The 20711-nt window shown below is 73.1% G+C and carries 14 protein-coding genes and 1 tRNA gene; 4 read left to right on the plus strand and 11 right to left on the minus strand.

Features of this window, described 5'->3' with window-relative positions; translation table 11 throughout:
• Nucleotides 1-166: 166 nt before the first annotated feature.
• Both PJ985_RS04180 and PJ985_RS04185 read right to left on the minus strand, forming a co-directional pair.
• Complete coding sequence (locus PJ985_RS04180; protein ID WP_271682153.1) at nt 167-2191, minus strand: GTPase; 2025 nt, start codon at nt 2189-2191, stop codon at nt 167-169.
• 98 nt (nt 2192-2289) lie between these two features.
• Nucleotides 2290-3933 (minus strand): GTPase, encoded by a 1644-nt coding sequence (locus PJ985_RS04185; protein ID WP_271682154.1) that lies wholly within the window; start codon nt 3931-3933, stop codon nt 2290-2292.
• A 286-nt stretch (nt 3934-4219) separates the two neighbouring features.
• Here PJ985_RS04185 and PJ985_RS04190 point away from each other — a divergent pair.
• Nucleotides 4220-4295 (plus strand) — tRNA-Arg (locus PJ985_RS04190).
• Between the two features lie 96 nt (nt 4296-4391).
• Here the strand turns inward: PJ985_RS04190 and PJ985_RS04195 are convergent.
• The 9 genes from PJ985_RS04195 to PJ985_RS04235 form a co-directional block, all read right to left on the minus strand.
• A complete protein-coding gene (locus PJ985_RS04195; protein WP_271682155.1) occupies nt 4392-5042 on the minus strand; it encodes a class I SAM-dependent DNA methyltransferase in 651 nt (216 codons plus the stop codon).
• 229 nt (nt 5043-5271) lie between these two features.
• A complete protein-coding gene (locus PJ985_RS04200) occupies nt 5272-5823 on the minus strand; it encodes a YdeI/OmpD-associated family protein (RefSeq protein ID WP_271682156.1) in 552 nt (183 codons plus the stop codon).
• Nucleotide 5824: 1 nt separating this feature from the next.
• Nucleotides 5825-6031, minus strand: a complete 207-nt coding sequence (locus PJ985_RS04205) for a hypothetical protein (protein ID WP_271682157.1) — start codon at nt 6029-6031, stop codon at nt 5825-5827.
• A gap of 118 nt (nt 6032-6149) precedes the next feature.
• Nucleotides 6150-6944, minus strand: a complete 795-nt coding sequence (narI, locus tag PJ985_RS04210; RefSeq protein WP_271682158.1) for a respiratory nitrate reductase subunit gamma — start codon at nt 6942-6944, stop codon at nt 6150-6152.
• The gene (gene narJ / locus PJ985_RS04215; RefSeq protein WP_271682159.1) at nt 6941-7618 is read right to left on the minus strand and encodes a nitrate reductase molybdenum cofactor assembly chaperone; all 678 of its coding nucleotides are present in this window, start codon (nt 7616-7618) and stop codon (nt 6941-6943) included. Before narJ ends, narI begins: the two co-directional genes overlap by 4 nt.
• Nucleotides 7615-9327 (minus strand): nitrate reductase subunit beta, encoded by a 1713-nt coding sequence (gene narH / locus PJ985_RS04220; protein ID WP_271682160.1) that lies wholly within the window; start codon nt 9325-9327, stop codon nt 7615-7617. The genes narJ and narH overlap by 4 nt, the downstream gene beginning before the upstream one ends.
• A 25-nt stretch (nt 9328-9352) precedes the next feature.
• A complete protein-coding gene (locus PJ985_RS04225) occupies nt 9353-13198 on the minus strand; it encodes a nitrate reductase subunit alpha (protein ID WP_271682161.1) in 3846 nt (1281 codons plus the stop codon).
• A 259-nt stretch (nt 13199-13457) separates the two neighbouring features.
• On the minus strand, nt 13458-14618 hold the full coding sequence (locus PJ985_RS04230) for an MFS transporter (RefSeq protein WP_271682516.1): 1161 nt from the start codon (nt 14616-14618) through the stop codon (nt 13458-13460).
• A 406-nt stretch (nt 14619-15024) separates the two neighbouring features.
• A complete protein-coding gene (locus PJ985_RS04235) occupies nt 15025-15831 on the minus strand; it encodes a DUF2249 domain-containing protein (protein ID WP_271682162.1) in 807 nt (268 codons plus the stop codon).
• Between the two features lie 90 nt (nt 15832-15921).
• Between PJ985_RS04235 and PJ985_RS04240 the strand changes: the two genes are divergently transcribed.
• The 3 genes from PJ985_RS04240 to PJ985_RS04250 are packed head-to-tail and all read left to right on the plus strand — an operon-like array spanning nt 15922 to nt 20650.
• Nucleotides 15922-16671 carry a helix-turn-helix transcriptional regulator gene (locus PJ985_RS04240; protein WP_271682163.1) on the plus strand — a complete coding sequence of 250 codons (750 nt, stop codon included), beginning with the start codon at nt 15922-15924 and terminating at the stop codon, nt 16669-16671.
• Entirely contained in the window at nt 16668-17927 is a 1260-nt protein-coding gene (locus tag PJ985_RS04245) for a hypothetical protein (protein ID WP_271682164.1), read from the plus strand. Before PJ985_RS04240 ends, PJ985_RS04245 begins: the two co-directional genes overlap by 4 nt.
• Complete coding sequence (locus PJ985_RS04250) at nt 17924-20650, plus strand: multicopper oxidase domain-containing protein (protein ID WP_271682165.1); 2727 nt, start codon at nt 17924-17926, stop codon at nt 20648-20650. Before PJ985_RS04245 ends, PJ985_RS04250 begins: the two co-directional genes overlap by 4 nt.
• The last annotated feature ends 61 nt before the right edge of the window (nt 20651-20711 follow it).

Here is a 20711-nt window from a genome sequence, read left to right on the forward strand (position 1 = left end):
GTATGGAGGTAACGGACGGCAGTCCCCACCGCTCCGGAACGTTAAGCATACCGACTCCTAATCGTTATGGAACGGACGGTAAAAACCCCTGCAGATCGGGCAGTTCGCCGCGACACGACCGGACGGTCGGACAGGCGGGCCGGACAGCCCGGCAGCGGCGGGGAGTTCAGCCAGGGTCGATACGACCCGCCGCGACGACGTACTGCTCGCGCGCCTCCCGATACCGGAGCAACTCCGCCGCCACCGGCTCCAGAACCAGATTGCGGCCGCAGGCGGCCGCGATCCGGCGCAGCCGCGTCTCCTCCTCCTGCCCCCACGCGCGGGCCGGGGTACGGGCCGCGAGCCGGCAGCACCAGGAGAGCAGCGGCGCGCCCACCGCCCCGGCGCCGAGCAGCGCCAGCGGCAGCCAGCGGGCCACCACCGGCTGGTCGAACACGGCGAGCAGCATCCAGCACAGGCCCAGCAGCTGTGCCGCCAGCAGGACGGCCTGACCGACCGCCGCGCCCATCCACCAGCCGGGGAAGGGAAGCATCCGCCGGCGCTCCCCGGCTGCCCGGCCGGGCAGCCGGGCAAGCTCCGTCTCCATCGCCCGCGGCAGGTCCCGGGCCCCGCGCCGGGCAGCGGACCGCACGGCCTTCTCCCACGGCGGCGGGAGCTCGGCGGACGCGTCGTCCTCGAGCCGGCGTACCGCCTGATCCAGCGCCGGACGGGAGAGAACCGGGGGCTTCAGCAGCGCCTGCTGGCGGCTGCTGAGTACGGCGGGCTCTCCGCGGCGGGCGGCCCTGCCGTCCGCGAGGCGGCGGACGAGCTGCGCCCAGGGGGTGCCGCAGACGAGGTCCGCGCGGCGGAGCCACACCCGTTCGGCGGCCTGACCGACCGCCTCCGCACCCACCGCCGACGCGAGCCGGTCCTCGAACTCCTCCCGGGCCCGCGCGGTGAGCCCGGCCGGGGCCTGCACACTCTCCGCGAGATAGACGGGCCGCAGCCGCCGGGCCGCACCGTCCACGTCCGCGGTGAGCCGCCGGGCCGCGGCGGTTCGTTCGGCCACCAGCTCCCCGACCGCGCGGCGCAGTTCCGGCACCCCTTCGCCGTTCAGCGCGGAGACGCCCAGCACCGTGGCACCGGGCTCCCCGTGCTCGTCCAGTGCGATCCCGCGGTCGTCGAGCAGCCGCCGCACGTCGTGCAGCACCGCGTCGGCCGCCTCGCCGGGCAGCCGGTCGATCTGGTTGAGGACGATGAAGCTGACTTCGGCGTGTCCGGCGAAGGCCCGCAGGTAGCGCTCGTGCAGCACGGCATCGGCGTACTTCTCCGGGTCGACGACCCAGATCACCGCGTCGACCAGCGACAGCAGACGGTCGGCCTGCTCCCGATGTCCTCGGGCGAAGGAGTCGTAGTCGGGCAGGTCGAGCAGGATGAGGCCGCGCAGCGCGGGGTCGATGACGTGGGCGCGCCGACGGGCCCGGCCGGGGATGCCGAGCCTCTCCAGCAGCCCTTCCGGGCCGGGTCCCGGGCCGGCGTCCCAGGTGCAGGAGACGGCACCGGAGGTCGTCGGCCGGCGCACTCCCGCCTCGGAAAGCTGGGCGCCGGCAAGGGCGTTGAACAGGGTGGACTTGCCGCTCCCGGTGGCTCCCGCGAGGGCGACGGTGGTGTAGGCCCGCGGCAGCCGGGTCCGGGCCGCCGCCTCGTCGAGCACCCGGCCCGCCTCGGCGAGTTCGTTGCCGTCCAGGCGGGTGCGGGAGAGGCCGACCAGTTCCCGGAGTGCACCCAGGCGCATGCGCAGCGCCAGGTCCTGGGGGGTCTCGGGAAGGTTCTCGGGAGGTGGCGGGGGCCCTGCGACCACCGGTTCGCGCTGCGGTACTTCCTCTTCGGCTGCTTCTGCCGCGGTTCGTTCCGCGAGGTCTTCCCCGGCCTCCTTCCCGGGCGCTTCGGCGTCCTCGTCCGGTTCCGCGGTCGCCTGTTCCGGGTCCGGGCTCAGGTTCTGCGCCGGGCCGGCGCCGGGCACCCGTTCCCCGGGGCGGACGCGGCGGGCGATCAAGCCGTCGTCCCAGCTGCCGTTCCACGCGGTGCCGGTGACGGCTGCGCCGGCCCCGTCCGGGCCGGCGGCGCCCTCCGGGCCGGCCGGAGCGCCGGTGCCGGCGTCGCGGGTGGCCGTGGGCGGGGTGGGCGCCGGGCTCGTGGTGTCCTTGCGCACTGCGATCCCTCCTGTTCCTGTGCTCTGGCGAGGCCGTACCTGCTCCCGCTTCCTGTCCCGGCCGTCCGGGACGACGGAGCGGGACCTGGGCAATACCGCTACGGGACCGGGATGCGCCGACGGACCGCCGAGAACGCGGCGACCAGCTCGACCTGGTGATCCGCGGTGACGTCCAGCCGGTGCAGCGCGGTGCCGCGGTGCACCCGCTCTCCGGTGAGGGCCTGTTCCACGCAGCTCCGCAGCAGCTGCCGGCCCTGCTCGCACACGGCCGCCCGGCCCTCCGGGCCGAACAGCGCGTCCAGCGCCTTGCCCGCCGGTGCGGCCTCCCGGCCTCCCAGCAGCTCGGTGAGGAGCAGCGCGGCCGTCTCCTCGGCATCGCCCACCGAGCGGAACTCGGCGGCCCGCCCCCGGGCCGGACCGGCGGCCCGGGCTGCCTCGTCGGCCAGCTCTTCCAGGCAGCGGCGCAGGCGGCGCACCAGGACACCGGTGCGCTCCCGGACGCCCTTGGAGTCCTCGAAGGTGCCCTGCGGGGCTCCCGGTTCGCGCCGCCAGGCCGCCGTGGTCCGTTCGTTCGCCTGCACGGCCGCCTCGGCGAGCAGGGTGCCGAGGGCTTCGGTGAGGGCGTGGGACAGCTCGTCGCCGCTGCTGTCCACCGGGAACGCCAGCCAGTGCGCCCGGGCCTGGCCGGTCAGCAGACCGCCGCTCTCCAGACAGGACGTCACCCGTTCGGCGGCCGTCGCGTAGGCCTCGGCCAGCTGCTGCTCCAGTCGGGCGGCTGCCGCGTGCTGGGCCGAGGCGGCGCCTGCCAGGGCGCCGACCCGTCCGCGCAGCGAGCGGAGCGTGCCGGCGGCCGTGCGGAAAGCGGTGACGGACCGGGCGGCGGGGTCCTGGACCTGCTGGGTGAGCCAGTCCCGCAGCCCGGCGACCGCGCTGGCGGGCAGGAGCCCGGAGTCGCCGGAGGCGGACTCCGGCAGCTCCGGGACGGTGAACCGGGGGATACCGCCGAGCCCGGCCCGGTCCAGCAGGCCGGCGTAGTACCGGGAGACCTCGGGGGCGATCTGGTGCGGCACCCGGTCCAGGACGGTGGCCACCGTGACCTCGCACTCGCGGGCGCTGCGCAGCAGGTGCCAGGGGAGGGCGTCGGCGTAGCGGGCGGCGGTGGTGACCAGCACCCAGATGTCGGCCGCGCAGATCAGGTCGGCGGCCAGATCACGGTTGGCCGGCAGGAGCGAGTCGATGTCGGGAGCGTCCAGCAGGCCCAGTCCCCGGGGGATTGCCCGGGAGGTTTCCACCGCCACGGCGGGCAGGCCGTCGGGGGTGGCCGGGGGCGGGGCGGCGGGGACGTTCTCGTCGTCCTCACGCCGGGGCAGCCACACCCGGCCGAGCTGCGGCAGCACCCGGCGGGCCGCGAACCAGTGGTGGTCCTCCGGGTGGCAGACGAGGACGGGGGTGCGGGTGGTGGGGCGCAGCACCCCGGCCTCGCTGACCCGCCGGCCGACCAGGGCGTTGACGAGTGTCGACTTCCCCGCTCCGGTGGGGCCGGCGATGACGGCCAGCAGCGGGGCGTCCGGTTCCCGGAGCCGCGGCATCAGGTAGCCGTCGAGCTGGGCGAGCAGCTCGGCACGGGAGCGCCGGGCCCGCTCGGCGCCGGGGAGAGCCAGCGGGAAGCGCGCCGAGGCGACGCACCCTCGGAGCAGAGTGAGCGCGTCCAGCAGGTCGGGCCGTGCGTCCAGGATTGCCACACGGGAAGAATGCCCAAGTTTCGCCGGTTTCTGAAGTATATTCCGCCGAACTCGCCCGAAACCACACCGGCGACCGCTCTCACGGGCATAACGAGTGAGCAACACCCCCGCATACGGCGGCCCAAACCACTGCGTGGGGGACGCCCGCCTGCGATTATCAGGGCTGCTTCACTGGATCTCCACACGACAGCACAACAGTGAAGCAAACGGGACGAACCCCCCGGGAGCCGTATCCTGTGCTCGGGAAGGTCATCGGGGGCGCTGTCCACGCCGTGACGGAGACCCGGCCCCCGTAGCTCAGTGGATAGAGCAGGTGCCTTCTAAGCACTTGGCCGCAGGTTCGAGTCCTGCCGGGGGCACCAACGCTACCTGACCTGCAGAAATGCTGGGGTCGGCGCCGCAGAGGCGTGAGCACATCGCTCATGGACCAGGTGCCTTCGTGATGCGGCCGGCCGTGATCACCCGGGTTGCTTCCCGGGGCGCATCAGCAGATGTCCCCGGCGGAACCGTTCGCCTTCGTGTGGCTCACGCAGCATCCGGCCGGCCTCGGTGAAGCCGGCCGCACCGGCCAGCCCCGCGAGCTCGTCGATCGGCCATCGGTAGGCCGTCGCCACCTTGTGGTCAAAGGCCGTGGGCGGCTCACCGTCCGACTCGAAGAAGGCGAGCAGGAGAGTTCCGTCAGGTGCGAGTACTCGACGGAACTCGTCGAGGTACGGGGGCACGTCCTGCGGTGGGGTGTGAATGACCGAGTACCAGGACACGATGCCTTGCAGCCGGCCGTCGGCCAGGTCCAGTGCGTCCATGGAACCGACCTCGAACCGCAGGTCGGGGTATGCCTCACGGGCAAGATCGATCATCGCGGGCGACAGGTCGACGCCGAAGACGTCCAGCCCCAGATCTCTCAGGTGTGCGGTGACGCACCCGGGGCCGCATCCCAGCTCCGCGACGGGCCCGGGGCCGACGGCCCGCACCGTCTCGGCGAACGCGGCGAGCACCGCGCGATCCAGCGGAAGGGCATCGAGTGCGTGACGGGCGAATGCGGCATAGCGGACGGCGACGGCATCGTAGGCGTCCGCTGTCGCACGGTGATGCGAGGAGAGATCAAGCACAAGCAAGGACCCTAGCGGGCAGAGCCGTCGAGCGGTTGGTGATGCGCCGGCTCGCTCGCCACCCCTGGACGGGCAAGGAGTTCCGGTGCTGATCGGGGCCGGCACAGTCGAGATCCCGCGCGAGGCGTTTGGGATGTTCGCAGCGATCCTCGGCCGTACGGCGGCCGGGCGGGCGGTGTCGCTCGTTCTCGACCACGCGGAACCCCGGCGGCAGGCGGGCTGCCGGGACCTACTGCTCTTCGGTCAGCCGGGTGATCGCCCGGGCCAGGGCCTTCGCCCGCGTCTCGGGTGTGCGGGCCTTGAGCAGCGGCAGGATCACGGCGTAGCGGTCGGACCGGCCGAGCCGCGCGAAGGCGGCTTGCGCGCGGGCGTCGCCGGCCAGCGCGGCCGCCAGGTCGGGCGGCACCTCGGCGGTGCGCTGCGGCTCGTACGCCGCCTCCCACCGTCCGTCCGCGCGGGCGGCCTCGATCGCCGCGAGCCCGGCCGGCCGCATGCGCCCGGCCGCCAGCAGTGCCTCAGCCTTCCCCACGTTGACCTGCGACCAGGTGCTCCTCGGCCTGCGGCGCACGTACCGCTGGAGGTACGACACCTCGTCGTGCGCCCTGCGCTGACCGTCGATCCAGCCGAAGCACAGCGCCACGTCGAGCGCCTCGTTGTTCGGGAGCAGCGCGGCCCCGGAGTGCCGCTTGCCGATCAGCAGCCACGCCTCGGACCGCACCTCGTGTTCCGCTTCCAGCCAGGCCTCCCACCCGGCGGCGTCGGGAAACTCGAGCACGTCCATGTCAGGACCGCCCGACGGCCGGGAGGACATCGCGGTGGTGCCGGTCGTGCGGGACGCCCAGCAGGTCGCCGAACAGGCCGGCCATCGCGGCCGGACGGCCGTCGTCGAGATCGGGTGCCTGGAACACCTCCTCGGCACCCATGGCCTCCTGGTGGAACGCCGACGCGCGGTCCGGGTCACGGACGATGATGCGGGGCAGCATGCGCATGGCCTTCATGCTAGTGCCGCGTGGCCGACACGGCACCAGGTCACCGGGACCGGCCGGGACCGGCCGGGGCGGGGCCGGGGGCGGTGCGGTGCCGTGCAGAACAGGCTGCGGGTAGTCCCTACTTGACGCGCTCCCAGCCGCGGCGGGGGGCGCGGGAGCCCATGTTTGTGTCGCGGCTGCGGTAGACGATGTAGGGGCGGGTGAGGTAGCCGACGGGGGCGGTGAGCATGTGCACCAGGCGGGTGAAGGGCCAGACGGCGAACAGCGCCAGGGCGCTGAGCGCGTGCAGCTGGAACAGCCAGGGCGCGGTGCTCATCAGGGAGGCGTCGGGCGAGAGGGTGAAGATGCCGCGGAACCAGGGCGAGATGGTGGTGCGGTAGTCGTACCCGCCTCCGGTGACGTTGGCGTCCACGGTCGCCACCAGGCCGGTGATCAGGGCGAGCAGCAGCAGGACGTACATGAACTTGTCGTTGCGGGTGGTGGCGCTGAAGACCGGGCCGACGGTGCGGCGCCGGTAGACGAGGATGGCGATGCCGGCCAGGGTGCAGATGCCGGCGATGGTGCCCAGGACCACGGCGGTGACGTGGTAGGCGTCCTCGCTGATGCCGGCGGCCTCGGTCCAGCTCTTGGGGATGAGCAGTCCGCCGATGTGGCCGAGGATCACCACCAGGATGCCGAAGTGGAACAGCGGGCTGCCGATGCGCAGCAGCCGGCTCTCGTGGAGCTGGGAGGAGCGGGTGGTCCAGCCGAACTTGTCGTAGCGGTAGCGCCAGAGGTGTCCGCCGACGAACAGAACCAGCGCCAGGTACGGCAGGACGTTCCAGAGGAAGATGTCGAGGGCGCTGTCGCCGGCGGCGGCCAGGGCGGGGGCGCCGGCCGGGAGGTCCGTGGGGAGGGGGGCGTGCGGCTTCATCGGCGGCCTTCCACCGGGTCGGGCATGAACTGCGGGGGTGTGTAGGGGGCGAGACCGACCTGCTCCTCGGGCGGCCCTTCGGCGGCGAGCCGGGCAACGGCCTGCCGTTCGTCCCCGGCCAGCGGGGTCAGGGTGGCGCAGACGGACTCCAGCACGTGGGCCCAGGGGGAGCCCAGGTCGGTGAGGGCGAGCCGGAGCAGCTCGACGCCCGCCCGGTGTTCCTGGAGGAGGGCGGCGCCGGCCGCCGGGTCGCCCGCGGCGGCGAACTCCAGGACGACGGCCAGGTGGTCGGGAAGCTCGTCGTCGGTGAGCCGCATCCCGGCGGCGGCGTAGGCCTGCTTCAGTCGCAGCAGGGCGACACCGCGCTTCCGGGTGTCGCCGTGCGCGTAGTAGGTGAGGAAGGGGCAGCACCGTTTGCGGTGGTCGAAGGTGGCGACGTAGTCGGCGGCCAGTTCGGTGAGCGGGGTGCGCTCGACGTGGTCGAGGAAGCGGTCCAGTGGGTGGCCGGCCGGCGGGGGCAGGGCGGCTGCGGTGCGGCGGGCCAGTGCGGTGTGCCGCAGCAGCTGGTCGTCGGGGTAGGCCAGCAGCAGGGACTGGATCTGCCAGGCGGCCGGGGTCCAGGTGTCGTTGCGGTTCCGGTTGCTCCTGCGCCGCAGGGTGTCCTTGGGGGTCATGGCTTGGGCTCGACCTCCCCGCCGGATGCGGTGCGGCCCGCGTCGTCCCCGTTGCCGTGGGAGGGGTTGGGCGGGAACATGCCGTCGGGGCGGCCCTTGCCGTCCCAGTTGAGGAGGTTCACCCTGGCTCCCTTGTCGTCGGGCGCGGCGGTGGTGTCGGAGGTCTGCCGGCTCTGCAGCATGTGGAAGTTCTCCACGGCGATCGGGTCGGGGCCGCCGGAGGATTCACCGAGCGGCCCGGAGCCGCCCATACCGGGGCCGCCCTCGTAGTCGAGGCTGCACTCGGTGGCGAGTTCCTCGAGGCCGTGGGCCTGTTCGGCGTGGGCGGGAGGGATGACGTAGCGCTCGTCGTACTTGGCCAGTGCCAGCAGCCGGTACATGTCGTACATGTGCTCTTCGCTCATGCCGACGGAGGCGGGGATGGAGGCGTCGGGTTCGCGGCCGAGGTTGATGTCGCGCATGTAGGAGCGCATGGCGCCGAGGCGGCGCAGTACGGCGTCGACGGGGGCGGGGTCGCCGGCGGTGAACAGCTGGGCGAGGTAGTCGACGGGGATGCGGAGCGCGTCGATCGCGGCGAAGAGGTTGCCGGTGTCCTCGGCGTCGTATCCGGTGTCGCGGATGACGTCGATGACGGGGGAGAGCGGCGGGATGTACCAGACCATCGGCATGGTGCGGTATTCCGGGTGCAGGGGCAGCGCGACCTTGTAGGTGTTGATGAGGGCGTGGATCGGGGAGCGCTGGGCGGCCTCGATCCAGTCGCGCGGGATGCCTTCCGCTTCGGCGGCGGCGATGACCTGGGGGTCGTTGGGGTCGAGGAAGACGTTCCGCTGGGCCTCGTAGAGGTCGGTGTCCTCGGTGGTGGAGGCGGCCTCCAGGACGGCGTCGGCGTCGTAGAGCATGAGGCCGATGTAGCGCAGCCGACCGACGCAGGTCTCCGAGCAGACGGTGGGCAGGCCGACCTCGATGCGGGGGAAGCAGAAGGTGCACTTCTCGGCCTTGCCGGTGCGGTGGTTGAAGTAGACCTTCTTGTACGGGCAGCCGGTGACGCACATCCGCCAGCCGCGGCAGCGGTCCTGGTCGACCAGGACGATGCCGTCCTCGCTGCGCTTGTAGATCGCGCCGGAGGGGCAGGCGGCGGCGCAGGAGGGGTTCAGGCAGTGCTCGCAGATGCGGGGCAGGTAGAACATGAAGGTCTGTTCGAACTCGAACTTGACCTTTTCCTCGATGCCCGCGAGCAGGACGTCCTTGTCGCCGTGGTCGTTGGAGCCGCCGAGGTCGTCGTCCCAGTTCGCGGACCAGGAGATCTTCATGTCCTCGCCGGTGATCAGCGACTTGGGGCGGGCGACCGGGGTGTGCTCCTGGAGCGGTGCGTTGATCAGTGTCTCGTAGTCGTAGGTCCAGGGCTCGTAGTAGTCGTCGAGGGCGGGCAGCTTGGGGTTGGAGAAGATGGTGATGAGCTTCTTGAACCGGCCGCCGGACTTGAGCGACAGGCGTCCGCGTTTGTTGAGTTCCCAGCCGCCCTGCCAGGTCTCCTGGTCCTCGTAGCGGCGGGGGTATCCCTGGCCGGGGCGGGTCTCCACGTTGTTGAACCAGACGTACTCGACGCCGGTGCGGTTGGTCCACGCCTGCTTGCAGGTGACCGAACAGGTGTGGCAGCCGATGCACTTGTCGAGGTTCATCACCATCGCCATCTGGGCCATGACCTTCATGCGCGCGCTCCGCTCCGTTGCGTCATCAGTACTGGACCTCTTGGTTGCGGCGGCGGATGACGGTGATCTCGTCGCGCTGGTTGCCGGTCGGACCGAGATAGTTGAAGGCGAACGAGAGCTGCGCGTAGCCGCCGATGAGGTGGGTGGGCTTGACCAGCAGCCGGGTCAGGGAGTTGTGGATGCCGCCGCGGCGTCCGTTCGTCTCGGTGCGGGGCACGTCGATGAGCCGGTCCTGGGCGTGGTGCATGTAGACGGTGCCCTCGGGCATCCGGTGGGAGACGATCGCGCGGGCGACGACGACGCCGTTGCGGTTGACGGCTTCGATCCAGTCGTTGTCGTGCACGCCGATCTTCGCCGCGTCCGGGGTGCTCATCCAGATCGTCGGCCCTCCGCGGGAGAGCGACAGCATGAACAGGTTGTCCTGGTACTCGGAGTGGATGGACCACTTGTTGTGCGGGGTCAGGTAGCGCAGGGTCAGGCCGAGCTCGCCCTGGTGGCCGAGCTCGGGCTCGTCGAAGAGGGCGTGCATGTTGAGCGGCGGCCGGTAGACAGGCATCCATTCGCCGAGTTCGGCGATCCAGTCGTGGTCGAGGTAGAAGTGCTGGCGCCCGGTGAGGGTGTGCCAGGGCTTGAGCCGTTCGACGTTGATGGTGAAGGGCGAGTAGCGGCGGCCGCCGGACTCCGATCCCGACCATTCGGGGGAGGTGACGACGGGCGCGGGTGCGGCCTGGGTGTCGGCGAAGGTGATCTGTTTGCCCTCGTGCTCGGCCGCCAGGTCGGCCAGCTGCACGCCGGTGCGCTGCTCCAGGGTGCGGAAGCCCTGCGTGGCGAGGTGTCCGTTGGTGGTTCCGGACAGCGCGAGGATGGCCTCGCACGCCTGGGAGTCGCGGGCGATGGAGGGGCGGCCGTCGGCTGCTCCGCCGCGCACGGTGCCGTTCTTGCGGCGCAGGTACTCCAGTTCCCGGTCGACGCGGAAGGTGATGCCCTTGGTGGTGGCGCCGAGGGTGTCGGGGAGCGGGCCGAGTGCGCCCATCTTGTCGGCGACGGCCGTGTAGTCGCGCTCCACGGGCACCAGCTTCGGCATGGTGCGGCCGGGGACCGGCTCGCACTCCCCCGCCTTCCAGTCGCGGACCCGGCCGTAGGGGGTCGCCATGGCGTCGGGGGTGTCGTGCATCAGCGGGGCCGCCACCACGTCGGTGACCGTGTCCAGGTGTCCGGCGGCGAGCCGGCTGAAAACCCGGGCGATGGTGTGGAAGGCGTCCCAGTCGGTGCGGGTCTGCCAGGGCGGCGGGATGGCCGGGTTGAAGGAGTTCACGAACGGGTGCATGTCCGTGGTGGACAGGTCGTGCTTCTCGTACCAGGTGGCGGCCGGCAGCACGATGTCGGAGTAGATGGTGGTGCTGGTCATCCGGAAGTCCAGCGACAGCAGCAGGTCGAGCTTCCCGGTCGGGGCCTCCTCGTGCCACTTCACGTCGCGGGGCCGCGCGCCGGGGGGTGCTTCGGTGGCGCGGACGGCGGAGTCGGTGCCGAGCAGGTGCTTGAGGAAGTACTCGTTGCCCTTGGCGGAGGAGCCGAGCAGGTTGGCCCGCCAGACGGTGAGGATGCGGGGGAAGTTCTCGGGTGCGTCCGGGTCCTCTCCGGCGAAGCGCATCCGGCCGCTCTTCAGCTCGTCGACCACGTAGTCACCCACCTCGCGGCCCGCGGCTTTGGCGTCCGGTGCGAGGGTGAGCGGGTTGCGGTTGAAGGTCGGGTAGGACGGCATCCAGCCCATGCGGGCGGACTGGGCGATGACGTCGGCCGTGGACTTGCCGGTGAAGGTGCCGCCGGCGGTGGTCGCGGACAGGGTGTCGGCGCCGAACGGGTCGTAGCGGAACTGGTCGGTGTGCAGGTACCAGTAGGCCGTCTGGATCATCTGGCGGGCGGGACGGCTCCAGTCGGCGCCGGTGGCGATGGCGGAGTAGCCGGTGATCGGCCGGACCTTCTCCTGGCCGACGTAGTGGGCCCAGCCGCCGCCGTTGACGCCCTGGCAGCCGGCCAGCGTCGTCAGGGTGAGGAAGGAGCGGTAGATGGTGTCGGAGTGGAACCAGTGGTTGACCCCGGCCCCCATGATGATCATGGACCGGCCCTTGGACTCCTCGGCGTTGGCGGCGAACTCACGGCCGATGCGCGCCGCCTGCTGGCCCGGCACTCCGGTGATGGCCTCCTGCCAGGCCGGGGTGTACGGCTGCTCGGCGTCGTCGTAGCCGGTGGGCCACTCCCCCGGCAGGCCCTCGCGGCCGACTCCGTACTGGGCCAGCAGCAGATCGAACACGGTGGTGACCAGCCGGCCGCCGACCCGGCGCACGGGCACTCCGCGGCGCAGCTGCCCGGCGGTGCCGTCCGGGGTGTCGAAGCGGGGCAGCGCCACCTCCACGGACTCCGGCGGGCCGCCGGCGGTGTCCGGGGCGTCGGCGATGCTCAGCAGCGGGTCGGTGTCGCCGAGGTCGAGGTTCCATTTGCCCGCACCGGCCTCGCCGTAGCGGTGGCCCAGTGAGCCGTGGGGGACCACCGGCCGGCCGGTGCCGGCGTCGAGGAGAACCGTCTTGAACACGGCGTTCTCCGCGTCGGCCTCCTCGCCGCCGAGTTCGGCGGCGGTGAGGAACTTGCCCGGCGTGTACGGCGCGCCGGGGCCGTCGCCGGAGCTGTCGAGGGTGACCAGGAACGGCAGGTCGGTGTAACGCTTGACGTAGCCGTCGAAGTAGCCGGCCCGGCGGTCGACGAAGAACTCCTTGAGCAGGACGTGCCCCATCGACATGGCCAGCGCGCCGTCGGTGCCGGGCCGGGCGGGCACCCACTCGTCGGCGAACTTGACGTTGTCGGCGTAGTCCGGGGCGACCGCGATGACCTTCTGCCCCCGGTAGCGGGCCTCGGCCATCCAGTGGGCGTCCGGGGTGCGGGTCACCGGCAGGTTGGAGCCCCACATGATGAGGTAGCCGGCGTCCCACCAGTCCCCCGACTCCGGCACGTCGGTCTGGTCGCCGAACACCTGCGGCGAGGCGACCGGCAGGTCGGCGTACCAGTCGTAGAACGACAGCATCGCGCCGCCGATGAGGGAGTAGAACCGGGCGCCGCCGGCGTGGGAGACCATCGACATCGCCGGGATCGGCGAGAAGCCCGCCAGCCGGTCGGGGCCGTACTCCTTGATGGTGTGGACGTGGGCGGCGGCGATCATCTCGGCCGCCTCGTCCCAGCTCGCCCGCACCAGGCCGCCCTTGCCGCGCACCGACTTGTAGCGGCGGGAGCGCTTCGGGTCGGAGACCACGTCGGCCCAGGCGAGCACCGGGTCCCCGAGCCGGGCCTTGGCCTCCCGGTACATCTCCAGGAGCACGCCGCGCACGTACGGGTAACGCACCCGGGTGGGCGAGTAGGTGTACCAGGAGAAGGCGGCGCCGCGGGGGCATCCGCGCGGCTCGTACTCCGGGGAGTCCGGCCCCACGGACGGGTAGTCCGTCTGCTGCGACTCCCAGGTGATGATGCCGTCCTTGACGTACACCTTCCAGGAGCACGAGCCGGTGCAGTTCACTCCGTGGGTGGAGCGCACCACCTTGTCGTGGCTCCAGCGGTCGCGGTAGAAGCTGTCCGCCTGCCGGCCGCCGATCTTGTACAGGGTCCGCTGGTCGCCGGAGACGTCCGAGCGGGTGAAGAATCGTCTGGTGCCCACCAGAGCATCCGTCAGGTCACTGTCCGGACCGGCCGTTCGCTTTCCCGCCTCGCGCCTGCTGCCCGCACTGCCCTTGCCGGCCGTCCCCTTTTTTCCCGCCATCGCCACGGTTTTTTCCTCCCGGTGCGCCTGCCTGTGGGTGAGATACCCACGGCCGCCACCCAAGGTCATGAAGACTCTCCACGCAAGAGAACGCGTCGGCATGTTCATTGCCGTTTTCGGCCACCCGACCGGCGGAAACGTGAACACGGCGGCACGACCGGATCAGGGTGGGAAGGATGGCGGAATTCCGTCCCTGACAGGCATGTCCGGCAGAAAAGCGGGTAGTTGTCCTTATTTTTTTCGGCGGTGGTGATTCCCCGGGCGCTGCTGTTCCCGGAGCGCCCGGGGTGCCGCGGGACGGCGCCGCCCCGGGCAGCGGGACGGCCGGTCAGGCGGTGCGGTCGGCCAGCCCCTGGCGCACTGTGGTCACCGCCAGTGCCGCGGCGGCGACGGCTGTCAGGGCGAGCAGCACGAGGCCGATGGCGTAGGAGTCGGTGAGGCCGTAGACGGCCCCCATGATCAGTGGCGGGATGAATCCGCCGAGTCCGCCGGCCGCGCCCACGATGCCGGTGACGGAGCCGACCTTGTCGGCGGGTGCGGCGAGGGCCACCAGCCCGAAGGTGGCGCCGCTTCCGGCCCCCAGGGCGGCGGCCATGGTCAGGAACGCGATCGTGCCCAGCGGCGCCAGCGGCGGGGTGAAGGACTGCATCAGCGCCGTGACCGAGACGACGCCGAGGGAGAGGGTGAGCACCCGGACGGGCCCGAGACGGTCCGAGAGCCATCCGCCGGTGGGCCGCATGAGGACGGCGAGCAGCACGAAGCCCGCCATCCGGTTCGCCGCGTCGGCCGGCTCGAGCCCGTACGCCGTCTGCAGGTAGACCGGCAGGTAGACGGAGAAGGCGACGAAGCCACCGAAGGCGACGGCGTAGAGCGCGGACGCCTGGACAGTGATGGGCAGCCGGGCGGTGGTGGCAAGGCGGCGGCCGAGCGAGCCGGAGGGCATGGTGCGTCCGGGCGCGTCCCGCAGCAGCAGGGCGGCGAGCAGCGCGTAGACGGCCAGCACGACGGCGGTGAGGACGAAGGGGGTGGCGGTGCCGTGGTCGTTGACCAGGTTCACCGTCGTGAGCGCGCTGATGGCGGTGCCGCCCATACCGACGCCGAAGATGCCGGTCGCCAGTCCGCGGTGCGCGGGCGGGAACCAGGCGTTCACGAACGGCACTCCGATGGCGAACGCGGTGCCGCCGATGCCGAGGAAGAACCCGCCGATCAGGAGGGCCGCGAGGGACGAGTGCCCGACCAGCCCGATGAACAGCACCGGGACGACGGTGACGAGGGAGACCACCGGGAACATCACCCGGCCGCCGTACCGGTCGGTCAGTGCCCCGACCGGGATCCGTCCCAGCGAGCCGACCACCACGGGTACCGCGACGAGCAGGGACTGCTCGAAGGCGGTCAGGTCGAGGATGTCCTTGAAACGTGGCCCGAGCGGGCTGAGCAGGGCCCAGGCCCAGAAGTTCACGGCGAACCCGAGGGTGGCCAGAGCCAGCATCAGGCCGCGGCGTCCCGCGGACACCGCTGCGGCGTCGGCGGGTGTCGAGGGCGTGGCGGTGCCGGCTCCCGGCTTGTTGTCCATGATCTCGTCCGCATCCGTCCCGTGATCGGTGAATCTGGCTGACGTTTCCGTGCCCTGTGCGTGCCGGCAGGGCCGGGTACGGTCCCCGACAGGTACCCCGAGGTCCGGCCAGGCACCCTATGCGTGCCCGGCGACCGTGCAGGTCCGGTACCCGGTCAAGAGTCCGCATTCATCCGGTCGGGGGACAGGGACCATCAGGGCCCTGTGCGAGGGCCGACCGGGGCTGTGCCGCCCGGCCTCCCCGGTGCAGCGGTCAGCCGCACCGGGGAGGCCGGGCGGGTGAACCGGCCGGCGGCTTCCGGCCAATTCACCCGGGGAGGTGTCAGCGGTGGGTGAGCTGCAGCCGCCACGCCTCCGGGCCGCGTTCGAGGTACTCGACGGCGAAGGCGCCCGGCGCCCGGTCCTCGAGCTGGCCCAGCAGGGGAAGCGGGTCGTGCGGGGCGACGAGCACCATGGCCCGGCCGGCCGGGACGGCGTCCAGCGCGCCGAACACCGTCGCGTGGCGCAGGGCGTGCGGGATCTCCCGGACGTCGAGCTCGGGAACCGCGGCCTCCTCGGCGTCGCCGCAGGCGCAGGTGCCGCCGCAGCCACCGGCCGCCTCCGCACCCTCCTGAAGGCCCTCCGCTTCGTGGGCGTGATGGCCGAGCAGGTCGTGCATGCCGGCGAGCAGGCCCGACAGCGACACCTCGGGTGAGCCCGCGAGCAGCGGCAGCACCAGGGTGTTCTCCTTCAGCAGGTGCTCCTCGAACAGCACCTGAAGGGCCCGGGCCTCCCCGGCTCCGCGGGTCTCGGAGGGAGCGGCGCGCAGCGCGTCCACCAGGGCTCCGATCCGGCGGTGCTCCGCGAGCATGCCGTCGACGAGCAGGCGGGCGGCGGGGTCGCGGTGTGCGGCCGGGTAGAGCGCGGACTCCTCGGCGGCGGCGTGCGGGAGGAGTTCGCGGTCGCAGAAGGCGACCAGCCCGGCGCGGACCTCCGCGGCGGCGCCGGGGCTGTTGCCGGCGGCGTCGAGCAGCAGGGAGACGCGTCCGGCCAGTTCACCGGCCAGGTGGGTGTGGTGCGCCTCGACGGCTTCGACGGCGGCGGCGTCCTCGGGGTCGGAGGCGATGACGAGTGGGCTGGTGGTGGTCATGGCGGGCATCTCCCAGCGGTTGACGTGCGGCCGGGCCGGGCCGGGTGGTCCGGTGGGCCGGTGGGCCGGTGCCTGCAATATACTACGGACATGTCCGTGAAAAATAAGGGCCCGCTCCCCGGGGGCGGCTCCGACGATCACCCACCGGTGTCCCGGCAGCGCCGCACCGTCCTGCAGCACCTGCGCGGCGAGGCGGGAACCGTCACGGTCACCGCGTTCGCCGAGGTCTGCGGACTGCACCCGAACACGGTCCGCGAGCACCTGGACGCCCTGGTCGAGGCCGGTCTGGCGGAACGCACCCGCGCCCCGGTCTCTGGCCGCGGACGGCCCGCCTGGCGCTACCGGGCCCGCCCGCCGGAGGCGTCCGCGGCGCGCGAGTACGCCGGGCTGGCGGCCGTGCTCGCCCGGCAGATCGCCCGGTCCAGCGCCGATCCGCAGGCGGACGCCCTCGCCGCCGGCGAGGAGTGGGGCCGTGCCCTGCTCGCCGGGCAGGAGCCGGCGGCCTCCCCGCGGGAGGCCCGCGGCCGGGTCATGGACCTGCTCGGGGACATCGGGTTCGCCCCCGAGACGGACGAGGACGCCCTCGGCGCCCGGCTTCCGCGCTGCCCCTTCATCGAGGTCGCCCGCGAACACCCGGGCGTCATCTGCACCGTGCACGCGGGCCTGGTGCGTGCCGGGCTCGCCGCCCTGGGCGGCGAGCCGGAACGCGTCGCCCTGCACCCCTTCGCCGAGCCCGGCGCCTGCCTGCTCCGGCTCGACGCCGCACCGGAGCCGGCCGGGACCGCCACCGGCACCGCCGCGGACCCGGAGAGCCCCGACGGCACCGAGGAGTCCCGGTGACGGGCGCACCGGACCGGGCACGGCGTGCGGCCGGCCGGCGGTTGTTCCTGCTGCTTCCTGCCGGTTTCGCCCTCCTCGCCGGCCTCAATGCCGGTCTGATGCTGCTCGGGCTGCCGACCCCGGTGCGCGCCGACCGGCTGCCCGAGGTGCACGGCGTGCTGCTGGTCCTCGGATTCGCCGGCACCCTCGTGGCCCTGGAGCGGGCGGTCGCCCTGGGCAGCCGCTGGGGCTACCTGGCTCCCCTCCTCCTCGGCGCGGGCGGCATTCTCCTCGTACTCCCCGTCGACCTCCGGGCGGGACAGCTGGCGCTGCTCGCCGGCTGCGCCCTGCTGCTCGCGCTGTACGTGCGGTTCTGGGACCGGCAGCCCAGTCCGGCGCTGCTCACCCAGGCGGCCGGCGCGGTGGCGGCCCTCGGCGCGGCGCTGCTGTGGCTGGGCGGACTCGACGTCCCCCGGCTGCTCCCCTGGCTGGTGGCCTTCCTGGTCCTCACCATCGCGGGCGAACGCCGGGAGCTCGCCCGGGTGGTCGTCCTGCCGCCCGCTGCCCGTCACCTGTACGTGCTGTGCGCCGGTGCCGTGCTCGCCGGCCCGGTCGCCGCCCTGCTGTGGCCGGTCCCGGGGACCCTGCTGCTGGGCGCCGCCCTGATGGGTCTGGTCGCCTGGCTCCTCACGCACGACGTCGCCCGGCACACCCTCAGGTCCCCCGGCCTGCCCCGGTACACGGCGGCCTGCCTGCTGGCCGGATACTCCTGGCTGGGGCTCGCCGGCGCCCTGTGGTTCCTCCGCGGGCCGCTCACCGAGGGCTACCTGTACGACGCGGTCGTGCACGCCGTCTTCCTCGGCTTCGTGCTCTCCATGATCATGGCGCACGCCCCGGTCATCCTGCCCGCGGTGCTCCGCCGTCCCCTGCCCTATCACCCCGTCCTCGCCGGACCGGCCTGGCTGCTCCACGCCTCGCTCGCCCTGCGCGTCCTGGCCGGGGACCTGCGGGAGACCGAGTGGGCCTGGCGGGCCGGCGGGGCACTGAACATCGTCGCCGTCCTGCTGTTCGCCCTCGCCGCGGTCGTCCTGGCGGCGACCGCCGGCCGCCGGAAACACCGGCCGGAAAGCCCTGCGCCGGGGGCCGCCATCGGCGGCGCCCCGAGGACCGCCGAACCGCCCCGCCCCGCCGGCACCGACGAGGCACCGCACCGTCCGGCCGGACCTCCGGTCACCGGGGCCCCCGCCCGCCCGCACCACCGGAAGGACCCGCGGTGACCGCGCTCCCGCCCCCGTCCGGCCCGCGGTCTCCGCAGCCGTCCGCGAAGCCGTCCGCCCCCCGGACGCACTCACCGCGCACCCGCTGGCACCTCGGGGTGAACACCCTCGTGGCGGCCTGGCTTCTGCTGTTCGCCGTCAGCACCGTGGCCCATCCGTTCGTGCCGGTGGCCCGCTGGCTGCTCGTGCACCTGCTGCTGCTCGGCGCCGTCAGCAACGCCATCGTGATCTGGTCGGGGCACTTCACCGCCTCCGTGCTCCGGCTGCCGGAAGCTGACCGGGGCACCCCGGCCGTGCTGCGCCTGGCCGCCCTCAACGCCGGGGTGATCGGCGTGATCGCCGGCATGACCGCCGGCATACCGGGACTCGTGGCAGCCGGCGCCGCCGCCGTCGCCGGCGCGGCCCTCGCCCACGCGGTGTGGCTGGTGCGCATGCTCCGCCGGGCGCTGCCCGCCCGCTTCGCCATGACCGTGCGCTACTACATCGCCGCCGCAGCGCTGCTGCCGGCCGGCGCCGCGCTGGGCGTGATCATGGCCTCGGGCGGTCACTCCGCCGACGGCGAGGCCCGGCTGCTGCTGGCCCACGAACTCGTCAACCTGCTCGGCTGGGTCGGACTCACCGTCACCGGGACGCTCATCACCCTGTGGCCGACCATGCTGCGCACCCGGGTGGCGGAGGGCGCGGAGCGGGCGGCCCGCCGCGCCCTCCCCGTCCTCCTCACCGGTCTCGGGGTCGCGGTGGCCGCCGCCTTCCTGGGGCCGCCACCGGCGGCGGCCCTGGGCGTGGCCGGATACGCGGCCGGGCTCGTCATCGCCGCCCTGCCCTGGGTGCGCGAGGCCCGCGCACGGCCGCCGCACTCCTTCGCCACCTGGTCGGTGGCGGCCGGTGCCGCCTGGCTGACCGGCACCCTGTTCGCGCTGGCCGCACTGCTGGTGACGGCCGGCTCCTGGGCGGAGGTGGCGCAACGCACCCCGGCGCTGACCGCCCCGCTCGCCGCCGGATGGATCGCCCAGGTGCTGCTGGGCGCCCTCAGCTTCCTGGTGCCCGTCGTCCTCGGCGGCGGACCGGCCGCCGTCCGGGCGGCCACCGGTGAACTGGAGCGGGCGTGGCCCGCCCGGCTGGCGGCGGCCAACGCCGCGCTGCTGCTCTGCCTCCTGCCGGTCCCCAGCACGGTGCGCGTCACGTCCTCGCTCGTGCTGCTCGCCATGCTGGTGGCCTTCCTGGTGCTCCTGGTCAGAGCGGTCCTCGCCAACCGGCGAGCGCGCCGGAACCCGGCCCCGAAGGCGCCTGCCGTGCCCCCGGACGCCGGTCAGCGGCACCGCGTCCTCGGCGGCACGGCCACCGGGCTGGCGCTCGTCGTGCTGGCCGTCGCCGGGGGCGGCGCCGCCGACGTGGGCTCCCTCCCCGTGGCCGGGCCACCCACCACGGCCGGGGCGGTCGGCGGGGGCGAGGTGGTGGCGACGGGCGCCACCACCACCGTCACCGTGCGGGTGAACGGGATGCGGTTCACCCCGGACAGCGTCGACGTGCCCGCCGGGGACCGGCTCGTGGTCGACCTGCACAACACCGGTGACGATCACCACGATCTGGTGCTCGGCAACGGCACCCGCACCGGCCGGCTGGCCCCGGGCGAGCAGGAGACCCTGGAGGCGGGCGTCATCGACGGCGACCTGGAAGGCTGGTGCTCACTCGTCGGCCACCGGCAGATGGGCATGGTGTTCGACGTGCGCGTCACGGGCGAAGCCACCGGACATGACGAGGGCAGTGAGGCGCCGGGCCACGGCGGTGAACCGGACGGCGCTCAAGCGGACCGCGACGGCGCGGACTCCGCCGCGGCGGACTTCGACCCGATGGCCGTCCCGGACGACGGCTTCGCCGCCCGGGACGCCCGGCTGCCGCCCGCGACCGAAGGCTCCGGAGCCCGGGTGCACCGGCACACCCTCACCGTCGAGGAGACCGCGCACGAAGTCGCCCCCGGAGTACGGCAGACCCTGTGGACCTTCGGCGGCACCGCCCCGGGTCCGGCGCTGCGCGGGCGGGTGGGCGACACCTTCGAGATCACCCTGGTCAACGACGGCTCCCTCGGCCACTCGATCGACTTCCACGCCGGCTCGCTGGCACCCGACCGCCCGATGCGCACCATCCCGCCCGGTGAGACGCTGACCTACCGGTTCACCGCCACCCACAGCGGCGTGTGGATGTACCACTGCTCCACGATGCCGATGTCCGCGCACATCGCCTCCGGCATGTTCGGAGCGGTCGTCATCGACCCGCCGGACCTGCCGCCCGTCGACCACGAGTACCTGCTCGTCCAGTCGGAGCTCTACCTGGGGCCTCAGGGCGGCACCACCGACGCGGACAAGCTGCGGGCCGAACAGCCGGACGCCGTCGTGTTCAACGGGTACGCCAACCAGTACGTCCATGACCCGCTGACCGCCCGGACCGGCGAGCGGGTGCGCATCTGGGTACTGGCGGCCGGACCCAACCGGCCGAGCGCCTTCCACGTGGTCGGCGGACAGTTCGACACCCTCTACCTGGAGGGCGCCCACCGGCTCCGGCCGGAGGACCCCGGAAACGGCGGTGCGCAAGTGCTCGGCCTGGAAGCGGCCTCCGGAGGCTTCGTGGAGCTGTCCTTCCCCGAGGCCGGGACCTACCCGTTCGTCTCGCACCGCATGATCGACGCCGAGCGCGGAGCCCAGGGCGCGTTCCGGGTCCTCCCGTGACGGATCCGCCCCCGCCGGTCCCGCTCCGCTGCAGAACCGGGATACTGACGTCGGCGCACGG

The organism is Streptomyces sp. ACA25 (assembly GCF_028200735.1).
Taxonomy (GTDB): Bacteria; Actinomycetota; Actinomycetes; order Streptomycetales; family Streptomycetaceae; genus Streptomyces.

What these genes read in the sequence shown, in the direction of transcription:
- PJ985_RS04200 (WP_271682156.1), bottom strand. Translation starts at nt 5,823, where the DNA reads ATGGACGTGCTCGAGTTTCCCGACGCCGCCGGGTGGGAGGCCTGGCTG.
- PJ985_RS04205 (WP_271682157.1), bottom strand. Translation starts at nt 6,031, where the DNA reads ATGCGCATGCTGCCCCGCATCATCGTCCGTGACCCGGACCGCGCGTCG.
- narI (WP_271682158.1), bottom strand. Translation starts at nt 6,944, where the DNA reads ATGAAGCCGCACGCCCCCCTCCCCACGGACCTCCCGGCCGGCGCCCCC.
- narJ (WP_271682159.1), bottom strand. Translation starts at nt 7,618, where the DNA reads ATGACCCCCAAGGACACCCTGCGGCGCAGGAGCAACCGGAACCGCAAC.
- narH (WP_271682160.1), bottom strand. Translation starts at nt 9,327, where the DNA reads ATGAAGGTCATGGCCCAGATGGCGATGGTGATGAACCTCGACAAGTGC.
- PJ985_RS04225 (WP_271682161.1), bottom strand. Translation starts at nt 13,198, where the DNA reads ATGACCTTGGGTGGCGGCCGTGGGTATCTCACCCACAGGCAGGCGCAC.
- PJ985_RS04230 (WP_271682516.1), bottom strand. Translation starts at nt 14,618, where the DNA reads ATGCTGGCTCTGGCCACCCTCGGGTTCGCCGTGAACTTCTGGGCCTGG.
- PJ985_RS04235 (WP_271682162.1), bottom strand. Translation starts at nt 15,831, where the DNA reads ATGACCACCACCAGCCCACTCGTCATCGCCTCCGACCCCGAGGACGCC.
- PJ985_RS04240 (WP_271682163.1), top strand. Translation starts at nt 15,922, where the DNA reads ATGTCCGTGAAAAATAAGGGCCCGCTCCCCGGGGGCGGCTCCGACGAT.